The organism is Pseudomonas sp. HLG18, assembly GCF_051903985.1.
Taxonomy (GTDB): domain Bacteria; phylum Pseudomonadota; class Gammaproteobacteria; order Pseudomonadales; family Pseudomonadaceae; genus Aquipseudomonas; species Aquipseudomonas fluorescens_BT.
Window position 1 is genome coordinate 871,799 of the sequence record NZ_CP195831.1, and the last position, 14,123, is coordinate 885,921.

The 14,123-nt window shown below is 61.3% G+C and carries 9 protein-coding genes; 4 read left to right on the plus strand and 5 right to left on the minus strand.

What is annotated here, in order from left to right:
• Positions 1-58: 58 nt before the first annotated feature.
• A complete protein-coding gene (locus tag ACSPX5_RS04145) occupies positions 59-1,249 on the minus strand; it encodes a benzoate/H(+) symporter BenE family transporter (protein ID WP_169429571.1) in 1,191 nt (396 codons plus the stop codon).
• A 224-nt stretch (positions 1,250-1,473) separates the two neighbouring features.
• On the opposite strand from ACSPX5_RS04145, the gene ACSPX5_RS04150 reads away from it, so the two are divergent.
• Complete coding sequence (locus ACSPX5_RS04150) at positions 1,474-2,238, plus strand: GntR family transcriptional regulator (protein ID WP_065259727.1); 765 nt, start codon at positions 1,474-1,476, stop codon at positions 2,236-2,238.
• A 157-nt stretch (positions 2,239-2,395) separates the two neighbouring features.
• Here the strand turns inward: ACSPX5_RS04150 and guaD are convergent, their stop codons facing one another.
• From guaD to xdhA, 4 genes are all read right to left on the minus strand, one after another.
• Complete coding sequence (gene guaD, locus ACSPX5_RS04155) at positions 2,396-3,700, minus strand: guanine deaminase (RefSeq protein ID WP_439820990.1); 1,305 nt, start codon at positions 3,698-3,700, stop codon at positions 2,396-2,398.
• Positions 3,701-3,713: 13 nt separating this feature from the next.
• On the minus strand, positions 3,714-4,571 hold the full coding sequence (xdhC, locus tag ACSPX5_RS04160) for a xanthine dehydrogenase accessory protein XdhC (protein WP_169429573.1): 858 nt from the start codon (positions 4,569-4,571) through the stop codon (positions 3,714-3,716).
• A 138-nt stretch (positions 4,572-4,709) separates the two neighbouring features.
• The gene (xdhB, locus tag ACSPX5_RS04165) at positions 4,710-7,109 is read right to left on the minus strand and encodes a xanthine dehydrogenase molybdopterin binding subunit (protein ID WP_439820991.1); all 2,400 of its coding nucleotides are present in this window, start codon (positions 7,107-7,109) and stop codon (positions 4,710-4,712) included.
• Positions 7,102-8,556: a xanthine dehydrogenase small subunit gene (gene xdhA, locus ACSPX5_RS04170; RefSeq protein WP_323161652.1), complete on the minus strand. Its 1,455-nt coding sequence runs from the start codon at positions 8,554-8,556 to the stop codon at positions 7,102-7,104. The genes xdhB and xdhA overlap by 8 nt, the downstream gene beginning before the upstream one ends.
• A gap of 266 nt (positions 8,557-8,822) precedes the next feature.
• Here xdhA and ACSPX5_RS04175 point away from each other — a divergent pair, with 266 nt between their 5' ends.
• The 3 genes from ACSPX5_RS04175 (at position 8,823) to zipA (ending at position 14,098) form a co-directional block, all read left to right on the plus strand.
• Positions 8,823-9,482, plus strand: a complete 660-nt coding sequence (locus tag ACSPX5_RS04175; protein ID WP_065259722.1) for a GntR family transcriptional regulator — start codon at positions 8,823-8,825, stop codon at positions 9,480-9,482.
• 2 nt (positions 9,483-9,484) lie between these two features.
• Positions 9,485-12,973 (plus strand): chromosome segregation protein SMC, encoded by a 3,489-nt coding sequence (gene smc, locus ACSPX5_RS04180; protein ID WP_439820992.1) that lies wholly within the window; start codon positions 9,485-9,487, stop codon positions 12,971-12,973.
• 258 nt (positions 12,974-13,231) lie between these two features.
• Positions 13,232-14,098 (plus strand): cell division protein ZipA, encoded by an 867-nt coding sequence (zipA, locus tag ACSPX5_RS04185; RefSeq protein WP_169429577.1) that lies wholly within the window; start codon positions 13,232-13,234, stop codon positions 14,096-14,098.
• Positions 14,099-14,123: the final 25 nt, after the last annotated feature.

Genomic DNA, 14,123 nt, shown 5'->3' on the forward strand with positions numbered 1-14,123 from the left:
AAAAAAAAACGGCGACCCTGGGGTCGCCGTTTTTTTATGCCTGCTTTTTAATCAGGCATCAGGCCTTGCGCCAGTTGAGGATCAGCAAGGTCAACACTCCCGCGACAATCCCCCAGAAGGCCGAACCGATGGAAAACAGCGTCAGCCCCGACGCCGTGACCATGAAAGTGATCAGCGCCGCTTCCCGTTCCTTCACTTCGGTCATGGCAATGCTCAAGCCGTTGATGATCGAACCGAACAGCGCCAGCGCGGCAATCGACAGCACCAGTTCCTTGGGCAGCGCGGCAAACAACGCCGCCAGCGTGGCGCCGAACACCCCGGCAATCCCGTAGAAAATCCCGCACCACACCGCCGCGGTGTAACGCTTGTTGCGATCCTCATGGGCATGGGGCCCGGTGCAGATCGCCGCGCTGATGGCCGCCAGGTTGATGCCATGAGAACCGAATGGCGCCAGCAGCAGCGAGGCAATGCCTGTGGTGGTGATCAACGGCGAGGCCGGGACGTTATAGCCGTCGGCGCGCAGCACGGCGACGCCGGGCATGTTCTGCGAGGTCATCGCTACGACAAACAACGGAATGCCGATGCTGATGGTCGCGGCGAGAGAAAAGTGCGGCGTGGTCCAGACCGGCGTTGCCACTTCCAGATGAAAGCCGCTGAAATCCAGCAGCCCCATGAAGCCCGACAGCGCGGTGCCGATCAGCAGCGCAGCGAGTACCGCATAACGCGGCGTCAGGCGCTTGACCACCAGATAAGTGAAGAACATCCCCAGCACCAGGCCGGTACGGTGCTGCGCAGCGACGAAGATTTCGCTGCCGATCTTGAACAGAATCCCTGCCAGCAATGCGGCGGCAAGGGAGGCCGGGATTTTTTTCACCAGGCGTTCGAAGCTGCCGGTCAGACCGCAGATCGTCACCAGCACCGCGCAGGTGATGTAGGCGCCGATGGCTTCGCCGTAGGTGACGCCGCCGAGGCTGGTGATCAGAAGGGCTGCGCCGGGTGTCGACCAGGCAATGGTGATCGGCGTGCGATAGCGCAGCGACAGGCCGATCGAACATACCGCCATGCCGATGGAGATCGCCCAGATCCACGAGGAAATCTGCCCGCTGCTCAGGCCCGCGGCCTGCCCGGCCTGGAACATCAGTACCAACGAACTGGTGTAGCCGGTCATCATCGCGATGAATCCGGCGACGATGGCGGAGGGCGATGTGTCCGCAAAGGGGCGCAGTCGGGTGTGGGTGATTTCGTTCATGACAGCGGCGTTCCTTGTTCAAGCCACGGATTTCGGGTTTAAGCCTAAACTCAAACGTAACGATGCGTTGCAATACAGCCGAAGTCACAAACAGCCGTACAGTCGTGTTGCCACCTTCCATTGTGTACAATCGCGCTGTTTTTTACGCGATACTTGCCAGCGACCCACTGTGCCGTATTACAGTCACGGTCAATTCGCCGCCGTTCTTCCCGACTCGAGTGCCCATGAACGAACAGTTGCAACCCCTCAAGAAACAACCGCGAGCAGGCAAAGCCGGCCGCAGCGGAACCCAGGACGATATCGTCTATGCGCATATCTTCGAGGCCATCCTCGAACAACGCCTGGCGCCCGGTACAAAGTTGAGCGAAGAAGCGCTGGGGGAAATTTTCGGGGTCAGCCGCACCATCATTCGCCGCGCGCTCTCGCGTCTGGCCCATGAAGGCGTGGTGCTGTTGCGGCCGAACCGTGGCGCGGTGGTGGCGAGCCCGAGCGTTGAAGAAGCGCGTCAGGTGTTCCTCGCCCGGCGTCTGGTGGAGCGCGCAATCACCGAGCTGGCGGTGCAGCACGCCACCGCCGAGCAGATCGCCGAACTGCGCCAGATGGTCAACGACGAACGCGACAGCTTCTCCCGTGGCGACCGCGGCGCGGGTATCCGTCTCTCCGGCGAATTCCACCTGAAACTGGCCGAAGCGGCGAAAAATGCGCCGTTGATCAGCTTCCAGCGCAGCCTGGTTTCACAGACGTCGCTGATCATTGCGCAATATGAAAGCGGCAACCGTTCGCACTGTTCCTACGACGAGCACACTCAGTTGATCGACGCCATCGAAGCGCGCAACGGTGAGCTGGCCGTAGATTTGATGATGCATCACATGGATCACATCGACAGCAAACTCAACCTCGACGAGGAAAGTGCTTCGGACGATCTGCATGCGGTGTTCTCGCATCTGTTGCAGACCAGGAAGCCGGGGCGTCCGGCGGCCAAGCTCTGACCGGCACCGAGTCGCGGCCTTCGCGAGCAAGCCCGCTCCCACATTTGAAATGCATTCCCCCTGTGGGAGCGGGCTTGCTCGCGAAGGCGTCCTGACAGGCAATAAAAATCCCCCGGAGCTGAACGCTGTCGGGGGATTTTTTTGCCTTGGGGGAAACTCAGCGCTGGTGCACCAGCGCACCTGCCGCGTAGGTCTGGGCAACGGTGCGGTCATCGCCCAGCGTCATCAGCACGAACAACGTCTCGGCAATGTTGTTTGACTGCTTCAAGCGATAGCTCAGCAGCGGCGTGGCGTTGTAGTCCAGCACCAGGAAGTCGGCGTCGGAGCCCGGTTGCAGGTTGCCGATCCTGTCTTCCAGGCGCAGGGCTCGCGCGCCGCCGAGGGTGGCGAGGTACAGCGATTTGAACGGGCTCAGGCGCGCACCTTGCAGCTGCATCACTTTGTAGGCTTCGTTCAGGGTCTGCAGCAGCGAGAAACTGGTGCCACCGCCGACGTCAGTGCCGAGCCCGACGTTCAGCTTGTGCTTCTCGGCCATCGGCAGGTTGAACAGGCCGCTGCCAAGGAAGAAGTTCGACGTCGGGCAGAACGAGATCGCCGAACCGGTTTGCGCCAGGCGCGCGCATTCTTCGTCGCACAGGTGCACGCCGTGGGCGAACACCGAGCGCTCACCGAGCAACTGATAGTGGTCGTAGACGTCCAGATAGCCTTTGCGCTCCGGGAACAGCGCCTTGACCCACTCGATTTCCTTGAGGTTCTCGCTGATGTGGGTCTGCATGTACAGATCCGGGTATTCAGTCAGCAACTGCCCGGCGAGGGTCAGTTGTTCCGGAGTGCTGGTGGGGGCGAAGCGCGGGGTCACGGCGTAATGCAGGCGACCCTTGCCGTGCCAGCGCTCAATCAGCGCCTTGCTCTCGGTGTAGCTGGATTCAGCGGTGTCAGTCAGGTAGTCGGGCGCGTTGCGGTCCATCATCACCTTGCCGGCGATCATCCGCAGGTCCAGCTTCTCGGCCGCTTCGAAGAACGAGTTCACCGATTGCGGGTGCACGCTGCCGAACACCAGGGCCGTGGTGGTGCCGTTGCGCAGCAGTTCCTTGATGAAGATGTCCGCGACCTCATCGGCGTGGGCCTTGTCGGCGAACTGGCTTTCGCACGGGAAGGTGTAGGTGTTCAGCCAGTCCAGCAGCTGTTCGCCGTAGGCGCCGACCATGCCGGTCTGCGGCAGGTGGATGTGGGTGTCGATGAAGCCCGGGGTGATCAGCGCATCCTGGTGATGCGTGATCTCGATATCCGCCGGCAGCGTCGGCAGCAGTTCGCTGGCGTGGCCGAGGGCGCTGATCTTGCCGCCATCGACCACCAGCAGGCCGTCCTCGAAATACTCGTAGGAGGCTTCGATGCCGACCTCGGCAGGGTCGGCGATGCTGTGCAGGATGGCGGCGCGGTAGGCTTTGCGAGTCAGAGGCATGAGGGTTCTCTAATCAGTTTGAGGCTTTGAGTGTGGCGGCCTGACTGCGGCGCGAAACCGGCAGCAGTTTGGCAATCGGTTCGGCGCTGGCGGTGTGCTGGCCGAAATTGGCGTTATAGGTGGCGATGATTTCGCCGGCGATGGAGATGGCGATTTCCACAGGCAACTTGCCTTTGACTTCGCTGATGCCCATCGGGCAGCGCATGCGTTGCACGACACTGGCGTCGAAGCCACGGTCACGCAAGCGGTGTTCGAACTTGGCCCGTTTGGTTTTCGAGCCGATCAGGCCGAACCAGGTGAAGTCGTTGCGCTTGAGGATCGCGGCGGTGAGTTCCAGATCCAGTTGATGATTGTGGGTCATGACGATGCAGTAGCTGCCGGCGGGCAGGTCGTCGATTTCATCCACCGGTTCCTCGGCGACGATCTTGCGCACGCCGTGGGGAATCTGCTCGGGGAATTCCTCTTCCCGGGAGTCGATCCAGCGCACCCGGCAGGGCAGGCTGGCGAGCAAGGGAACCAGTGCGCGACCCACATGACCGGCGCCGAACACAGCGATCTGCGCCTGCACCTGGCCCATTGGTTCGAACAACAGCACCGTAGCGCCGCCGCAGCACTGGCCGAGGCTGGCGCCGAGGCTGAAGCGCTCCAGATGGGTGTCTTGCTTGCCGCTGGCGAGCATCTCGCGGGCGATCTGCATGGCTTTGTATTCCAGGTGCCCGCCACCGATGGTGTCGAATGTCTGGCGGGCGCTGACGACCATTTTCGAGCCGGCATTGCGCGGCGTCGAGCCCAGCTCTTCGATGATCGTCACCAGAACGCAGGGTTCGCCCTGGTTCTGCAGGTCGGCGAGGGCGTCGATCCAGTTGTACATGTTCACCTCGACATCTGTCGTTGTCTGTTCGGGCCTCTTCGCGAGCAAGCCCGCTCCCACATTGGATTTGCACAAGTCCAACAGTCAGCACATATCCCTGTGGGAGCGGTTTTGCTCGCGAAGGCCGCGCCTCGGTCCTTAAAGCGGAGCCAGCTCGGTTTCAGCTTCGACGGCTTTCACCGCCTTGAGCTGACGCATCTGCTCGCAACCCCACAACACCCGCTCCGGGGTCGCCGGCGCGTCGATCTTCGGCTGATGCTTGTAGTCGCCCAGACTGGCCACCGCATCCTTGATTGCGCACCACGCGGCGATGCCGAGCATGAACGGCGGCTCACCCACAGCCTTGGAATGGAACACGGTGTCTTCCGGGTTCTTGCGGTTTTCCACCAGTTTCACCCGCAGGTCCAGCGGCATGTCCGCCACGGCCGGGATCTTGTAACTGGCCGGGCCGTTGGTCATCAGCTTGCCTTTATTGTTCCAGACCAGTTCTTCCATGGTCAGCCAGCCCATGCCCTGGACGAAGCCACCCTCGACCTGGCCGATGTCGATGGCCGGGTTCAGCGAGGCGCCGACGTCGTGGAGGATGTCGGTGCGCAGCATCTTGTATTCGCCGGTCAGGGTGTCGACGATTACTTCGCAGCACGCCGCGCCGAAGGCGAAGTAGTAGAACGGTCGGCCACGAGCCTGGCTGCGGTCGTAGTAGATTTTCGGGGTCTTGTAGAACCCGGTGCTCGACAGCGACACCTGATTGAAATACGCCAGTTGAATCAGCGCCTCGAAGGTCATGATGTGGTCACGAACCCGCACGTGGCCGTTGTGGAATTCCACGTCCTCTTCGCTGACTTTGTAGTGCCGCGCGGCGAATTCGACCAGCCGCTGCTTGATTGTCTCGGCAGCGTTCTGCGCCGCTTTGCCGTTCAGGTCGGCGCCACTGGAGGCCGCGGTCGGCGAGGTGTTCGGCACCTTGTCAGTGTTGGTCGCAGTGATCTGTACCCGGTCCATTTCCACCTGGAACACTTCGGCCACGACCTGCGCAACCTTGGTGTTCAGGCCCTGGCCCATTTCCGTGCCGCCGTGGTTCAAGTGGATGCTGCCGTCGGTGTAGACGTGCACCAAGGCACCGGCCTGGTTGAGGAAGCTGGCGGTGAAGGAAATGCCGAATTTCACCGGGGTCAGCGCCAGGCCTTTTTTCAGGATCGGGCTGTTGGCGTTGTAGCGACGGATCGCTTCGCGGCGCTCGGCGTACTGGCTGCTTTCTTCAAGTTCAGCGGTCATCTCTTCGAGCATGTTGTGCTCGACGGTCTGGTAATAATGGGTGACGTTGCGCTCGGTCTTGCCGTAGTAGTTGGCCTTGCGCACGGCCAGCGGATCGAGGTTCAAGTGACGGGCGATGGCGTCCATCACTTCTTCGATCGCGACCATCCCTTGCGGGCCGCCGAAACCACGGTAGGCGGTGTTCGACGCAGTGTTGGTCTTGCAGCGGTGACCATTAATGGTGGCATCGCCCAGGTAGTACGAGTTGTCCGAGTGGAACATTGCGCGGTCGACAATCGAGGCCGACAGGTCAGGCGAGCAGCCGCAGTTACCGGCCAGATCCATCGCGATCCCGTGCAGACGCCCGGTGCTGTCGAAGCCGACGTCGTACTCGACGTAGAACGGGTGACGCTTGCCGGTCATCAGCATGTCTTCGACCCGTGGCAGACGCATCTTGGTCGGCTGGCCGGTGAGGTGTGCGATCACCGCACACAGACACGCCGGGCTCGCGGCCTGGGTTTCCTTGCCGCCGAAACCACCGCCCATGCGGCGCATGTCGACCACGATCTTGTTCATCGACACGTCGAGAACTTCGGCCACCAGTTTCTGCACTTCGGTGGGGTTCTGGGTCGAGCAGTAGACGATCATGCCGCCATCTTCGGTCGGCATCACCGAGGAGATCTGCGTCTCCAGATAGAAGTGTTCCTGGCCGCCGATGTGCAGCGTGCCCTGGATGCGATGTTCAGCCGTGGCCAACGCGTTGGCCGAATCGCCGCGCTGATGGGTGTGACTGTCGAGCACGAAGTGGCGTTTGCGCAGGGCTTCGACCACGTCCAGCACCGGTTCCAGATCTTCGTATTCGATGATCGCGGCCATGGCGGCCTTGCGGGCGGTTTCCAGATCCTTGGCGGCCACGGCCAGCACCGGTTGACCGACAAACTGCACGTCATCGATGGCCAGCAGCGGATCACCCGGCAGCAGCGGGCCGATGTCTTTCAGGCCCGGCACGTCTTCGTGGGTGATGGCGATGCGCACGCCTTCGAAGGCGTAGCAGGGTTTGGTGTCGATGCTGATGATTTTCGCGTGGGCGCGATCCGACAACCGCGCGTAAACATGCAACTGGTTGGGGAATTCCAGGCGGTCATCGATGTACTGCGCTTCACCGGACACATGCTTGGCGGCGCTGTCGTGCTTGACGCTGCGGCCGACGCCGGTGGTCAGGTCTTTGGCGAACAGTTCGGCCAGTTCAGCTTGCGTTTTCTCTACGCCGTGATGGTTAGACATAAGCGGTCACCCGAGTCTCGATGTGCGGTGTTTGCAGTTCGATGAAGTATTTGCGCAGCAGGTTCTGCGCGCTGAGCAGGCGGTATTCCTTGCTGGCGCGGAAGTCCGAGAGCGGGGTGAAATCCTCGCCCAGCGCGGTGCAGGCGCGCTCGATGACAGCGTTGTTGAACGGCTGGCCGAGCAGCACGGCTTCACAGTGCGCGGCGCGTTTCGGGATCGCGGCCATGCCGCCGAAGGCGACGCGGGCGTCGGTGATCACGCCGTTCTCGACCCGCAGGTTGAACGCGGCGCAGACGGCAGAGATGTCGTCGTCCAGACGTTTGGAGACTTTGTAGGCGCGGAAGCGCTGCTCAGCCGTGGCGCGAGGGACGATGATTTTCTCGATGAACTCGCTTTCCTGACGCGCGGTGACCCGGTAATCGATGAAGTAATCCTCGAGCGCCAGTGTGCGGCGGGTCTCGCCCTTGCACAGCACGATCTGCGCGCCGAGGGCGATCAGCAGGGGTGGCGAGTCACCGATCGGCGAAGCGTTGCCGATGTTGCCGCCCAACGTGCCCTGGTTGCGGATTTGCAGGGAGGCAAAGCGGTGCAGCAGCTCGCCGAAGTCCGGGTACTCGGCGTTCAACGCTTCGTAGCAGTCGGAGAGGGCGGTGGCGGCGCCGATTTCGATGCGATCCTCGAAGTGCTCGATGCGCTTCATTTCGGCGACGTTGCCGACGTAGATCATCACCGGCAGGGTGCGGTGGAACTGCGTGACTTCCAGCGCCAGATCGGTACCGCCGGCCAGCAGCCGAGCCTGTGGATAAGCGTCGTAGAGATCGGCCAGGTCGGCCACGGTCAGCGGCACCAGGCAGCGTTTGTCGCCGCTGTTGAGTTCGCCGATCGATGTCGGGGCAATGGCTTTGAGGCGGGCGATGGTTTGCGCTTCACGGGCGTCGAACTGGTCCGGTTGCTTGCCGCAGCAGGATTGTTCGGCAGCGGCCAGGATCGGCCGGTAGCCGGTGCACCGGCAGAGGTTGCCGGCCAGCGCTTCGTGGGCCTTGGCCTGATCCGGTGCATCGCTGTTCTTTTGCAGGGCGAACAGTGACATCACGAACCCGGGGGTGCAGAAACCGCACTGCGAACCGTGGCACTCGACCATGGCTTTCTGCACACTGTGCAGTTCGCCCTTGTGCTTGAGGTCTTCGACACTGATCAGCTGTTTGCCGTGCAGCGACGAAACGAACGTCAGGCACGAATTGAGGCTGCGATAGCGAATGTGCTCGCGGCCATCGTCATCCGTCTGCAACTCGCCGACCACCACCGTACAGGCGCCGCAGTCACCGCTGGCGCAGCCTTCTTTGGTGCCGGATTTACCCACATGTTCACGCAGGTAGTTGAGCACAGTCAGGTTCGGGTCCAGGGCGTGCTCGCTACGGAGTTCCTGGTTAAGTAAAAACTGGATCACGGAAGGCCTCGCAGACTCATTATTGTTGTTGAGCGACTTGAGCCGAATTTAGCAGGTCTGACTTTTCGGTCAATGGTTTTCTGACTTAAAGGTCAGGAAAAACCGTTTTGTCGCTCAACCACGTGTCTCTTCAGTATTGACCCTCATTGGATCAAGCGCTTTTTTGCGGGATTCGTGCCAAAAACCGCTGTGCGGGCACTCCGCCATGACCGCGCATTGCGCTACACTGCGCCGCTTGTGCAGATCGAAGAGTTTGAAGGACAACCATGACGTTCAAGGCGCCGGACAGCCTCGCCGAGCAAATCGCTCACCACCTCGCCGAACGGATCATTCGCGGCGAAATGAAGCCGGGAGAGCGTATCCAGGAACAGAAGGTCACGCTGGCGCTGAACGTCAGCCGCGGCTCGGTCCGCGAAGCCTTGCTGATCCTCGAGCGCCGTCACCTGATCGCGATCCTGCCGCGCCGCGGCGCCCACGTCACAGAGCTGACGGCGCACAAGGTGCAGAGCCTGTGCACGTTGATGAGCGAGCTGTACATCCTGCTCGGCAATGCAGTGGCCAATGGCTGGCAAGTCCAGGCCGACATGGCGCCGTTCGTGCAGATCCAGCAACGCCTGACCGCCAGCTACGAGCGTCAGGACATCCGCACCTTCGTCGACGACAGCTTCAACGTGATGCGCGCCGCGTATCCATTCGCCAACAACCCGTACCTGCAGGAAACCGTCGAAAACCTGCAACCGGCCATGAGCCGTGCGTACTTCCTCGCGCTGGAGCAGCGCAAGGCCGAGATGAGCGAGTTCCTCGAATTGTTCGAACGCTTGCTGGCCGCCGTCCTTGCCCGTGACCTGCCGCAGATCCGCATCGTGCTGACGGCTTACGCCCAGCGCAGCTGCGATCTGGTGGTGTCCGCCCTGACGGTTGCCTGACCTTGCGCCTCAAGTGCATCAAGCTGGCGGGGTTCAAATCCTTCGTCGACCCGACCACGGTGAACTTCCCCAGCAACATGGCGGCAGTCGTCGGGCCGAACGGTTGCGGCAAGTCGAACATCATCGACGCCGTACGCTGGGTGATGGGCGAAAGTTCGGCGAAAAACCTGCGCGGCGAGTCGATGACCGACGTCATCTTCAACGGCTCGACCAGCCGCAAACCGGTGAGCCAGGCGAGCATCGAACTGGTGTTCGACAACTCCGACGGCACGCTGCTGGGCGAGTGGGCGGCGTACGCGGAAATTTCGATCCGCCGCAAAGTGACCCGCGACAGCCAGACCACTTATTACCTCAACGGCGCCAAATGCCGTCGTCGCGACATCACCGACATCTTCCTTGGCACCGGCCTCGGCCCGCGCAGTTACTCGATCATCGAGCAGGGGATGATCTCCAAGCTGATCGAGTCCAAGCCCGAAGACCTGCGTAACTTCATCGAAGAAGCCGCCGGTATCTCCAAGTACAAGGAGCGCCGGCGCGAGACCGAAAACCGCATCCGCCGCACCCACGAAAACCTTGCCCGTCTGACCGACCTGCGCGAAGAACTCGAACGCCAGCTCGAACGCTTGCACCGTCAGGCCGAGGCCGCCAGGAAGTATCAGGAATTCAAGGCCGAAGAGCGCCAGCTCAAGGCGCAACTGTCGGCCTTGCGCTGGCAGGATCTGAACGATCAGGTGGGCCAGCGCGAATCGATCATCGGCAACCAGGAAATCAGCTTCGAAGCGCTGGTCGCAGAACAACGCAACGCCGATGCGGCGATTGAGCGGCTGCGCGACGGTCACCATGACCTGTCCGAGCGCTTCAATCTGGTGCAGGGGCGCTTCTATTCGGTCGGCGGCGACATCGCCCGGGTCGAGCAGAGCATCCAGCACGGTCAGCAGCGTCTGCGTCAGTTGCAGGACGACTTGAAGGAAGCCGAACGCGCGCGCCTCGAAACCGAATCGCACCTGGGTCACGACCGCACGTTGCTGCTGACCCTCGGCGAAGAGCTCGATCAACTGACCCCCGAGCAGGAAATCACCAACGCCGCCGCCGAAGAAGCCGCCGCTGCGCTGGAAGATTCCGAAACCGTCATGCATGGCTGGCAGGAGCAGTGGGACGCCTTCAACCTGACCGCCGCCGAACCGCGCCGTCAGGCCGAAGTGCAGCAGTCGCGCATCCAGCAGCTGGAAACCAGCATGGAGCGTCTGGCTGATCGGCAAAAGCGTCTGGGCGAAGAGCGGGCGCTGCTGTCGGCCGATCCGGAAGACGCGGCAATCATGGAACTCAGCGAACAGCTCGCCGAGTCCGAGGCCACCCTTGAAGATCTGCAGACCAGCGAAGAAGCCCAGGTCGAAAAACTTGAGCAGCTGCGCCAGGAATTGCAGCAGGCACTGACTGCGCAGCAGCAGGCGCAGGGCGATTTGCAGCGCCTCAATGGTCGCCTCGCATCGTTGGAAGCCTTGCAGCAGGCCGCGCTCGATCCGGGTACCGGCACCGCCGAATGGCTGAAGGAACACAACCTCGCCGAGCGTCCGCGTCTGGCCGAAGGCCTCAAGGTCGAGGCTGGTTGGGAGCTGGCGGTGGAAACCGTGCTCGGCGCCGACCTGCAAGCGGTGCTGGTGGATGATTTCGATGGTTTCGATCTGTCCGGTTTTGCCCAGGGCGATCTGCGTTTGCTCAGTCCCGGCAATGACGGCGTGCGCATGCCGGGCAGCCTGCTGGACAAGGTCGAGGCGCAGGTTGATCTGTCGTCCTGGCTCGCTCAGGTCAAACCGGTCGACAGCCTTGAACAGGCGCTGGCCCTGCGCGGCCAACTGGCTGCCGGGCAGAGCCTGATCAGTCGCGACGGTTATTGGGTCGGCCGGCATTTTCTGCGGGTACGCCGCGCCAGCGAAGCCGAAAGCGGCATGCTCGCGCGCGGTCAGGAAATCGAAGCGCTGCATCTGGAACGCGAAGAACGCGAAGCCACGGTCGAGGCCATGGAAACCCGTTTGCAGACCCTGCGCGCGCAACAGCGTCAGCAGGAAAACGGCCGCGAACATCTGCGTCGTTTGCTGCAAGACGAGGCCCGCCAACAAGGCGAATTGAAAGCCCAGCTGTCCGCCGGCAAAGCCAAGGCCGAACAGTTGAACCTGCGCCGCACCCGTCTCGATGAGGAACTGGTCGAACTCGCTGAACAGCGTGCGCTGGAGCACGAAAGCATCGGCGAAGCGCGGATCCAGTTGCAGGACGCCCTCGACGCCATGGCCCTCGACACCGAGCAGCGCGAATTGCTGCTGGCCCAGCGCGACAGCCTGCGCGAGCGGCTGGATCGCGTGCGTCAGGAAGCCCGTCAGCACAAGGACCACGCCCATCAATTGGCCGTGCGTCTCGGCTCGCTGCGGGCGCAGCATGATTCGACCCGTCAGGCCCTTGAACGTCTGGAAATGCAGGCCGAGCGCCTCACTGAAAAACGTGAACAGCTCAGTCTTAATCTGGAGGAGGGCGAGGCACCGCTGGAAGAGCTGCGCCTGAAACTCGAAGAGTTGCTCGACAAGCGCATGAGCGTCGACGATGAACTCAAGACTGCTCAAATCGCCCTGGAAGACGCCGACCGTGAACTGCGCGACGCGGAAAAGCGCCGGACCCAGGCCGAGCAGCAATCGCAATTGATCCGTGGCCAGCTCGAACAGCAACGCATGGAATGGCAGGCCCTGACCGTGCGCCGCAAGGCGCTGCAGGATCAACTGCTGGAAGACGGCTACGATTTGCATGGCGTGCTCAATACCTTGAGCGCCGAGGCCAGTGAGAAGGAGGCCGAAGAAGAACTGGAACGCATCGCCGCACGCATTCAGCGCCTGGGCGCGATCAACCTCGCGGCGATCGACGAATACACGCAACAATCCGAGCGTAAACGTTATCTGGATGCTCAGGACGCCGATCTGGTCGAAGCACTGGAGACTCTGGAAAACGTCATCCGCAAGATCGACAAGGAAACCCGTAACCGTTTCAAAGATACCTTTGATCAGATCAATGGCGGTTTACAGGCCCTTTTCCCGAAAGTTTTCGGTGGAGGGCGCGCCTATTTGGAACTGACGGGCGAAGATCTACTCGATACAGGGGTGACGATCATGGCGCAGCCGCCCGGAAAGAAGAACAGCACCATCCATTTGCTGTCCGGTGGCGAAAAAGCCCTGACCGCACTGGCGCTGGTTTTTGCGATCTTCAAGTTGAATCCGGCGCCGTTCTGCATGCTCGATGAAGTTGACGCACCACTGGATGACGCTAACGTTGGACGCTACGCACGATTGGTCAAAGAGATGTCGCAGACCGTGCAGTTCATCTATATCACCCACAACAAGATCGCCATGGAAATGGCTGACCAGTTGATGGGCGTGACGATGCACGAGCCGGGTTGTTCGCGACTGGTAGCCGTGGATGTCGAGGAGGCGATGGCAATGGTGGATGCCTGAGCCGGCGCTGTCGGAAAAGGTATTTGTAGTCTGTAGGACATATTTACCGGCTTCGACTTGCTGGCCAATCGACATAATCGCGCAAGCCAATGAGACAGACGGTGTAAAGTTGTCTTTGGTCGTGCTAGTTTAATGTCAATTTTTCGTATACGTGGGCAAAACGCCTGTCAGAACATAGAGTTGGCGCCACGTTTTAAAGCGGTTTGCACAATGTAAACCCCTTATTTTTCAGCATTTTTTATAGAGGCACGGGATTACATGGAAATCGGTCTGCGCGAGTGGCTGATCGTCATCGGCATCATTGTGATAGCCGGTATTCTTTTCGATGGCTGGCGCCGTATGCGCGGCGGCAAGGGAAAACTGAAATTCCGTCTTGACCGAAGTCTGTCCAACCTGCCGGACGAGGACACCAGCGCTGAGCTGTTGGGCCCGGCCCGCGTGCTGGATACCCATAAAGAGCCGCAACTGGACGAACACGACCTGCCATCGGTAAGCATGCCGGCCCGCGAACCACGCGAGCCTCGCGAATCCGGTTCCAAGCGCGGCAAGCGGGGCGGCAATGGTCCGGCCCAGGGCGACCTGAACCTTGATCTGGATCTGGACGGCGGCCCTAGCTTCAGCAGCCGCGACGATGATTTCGTCGAGCCTGCCGCCAAGGCGTCGCCGGCAGTGGCCGATAAAGATCAGCCGCAAGCCGAAGAAGTGCTGGTGATCAGCGTGATCTGCCGCGACCCGGCCGGCTTCAAGGGCCCGGCACTGCTGCAGAACATTCTGGAAAGCGGTCTGCGTTTCGGCGAGATGGACATTTTCCACCGTCACGAAAGCATGGCCGGCAACGGTGAAGTCCTGTTCTCCATGGCCAACGCGGTCAAACCGGGCATTTTCGATCTGGACGACATCGACCATTTCAGCACCCCGGCGGTGAGCTTCTTCCTCGGCCTGCCAGGCCCGCGTCATCCGAAGCAGGCCTTTGACGTGATGGTCGCGGCAGCCCGCAAGCTGTCCCAGGAACTGAACGGTGAATTGAAAGATGACCAGCGCAGTGTCCTGACCGCGCAGACCATCGAGCACTACCGTCAGCGCATCGTCGAATTCGAACGTCGCGCCCTGACCCAGAAGCGTTGATTGAAAAGGTTGCCTCGCGATAAAG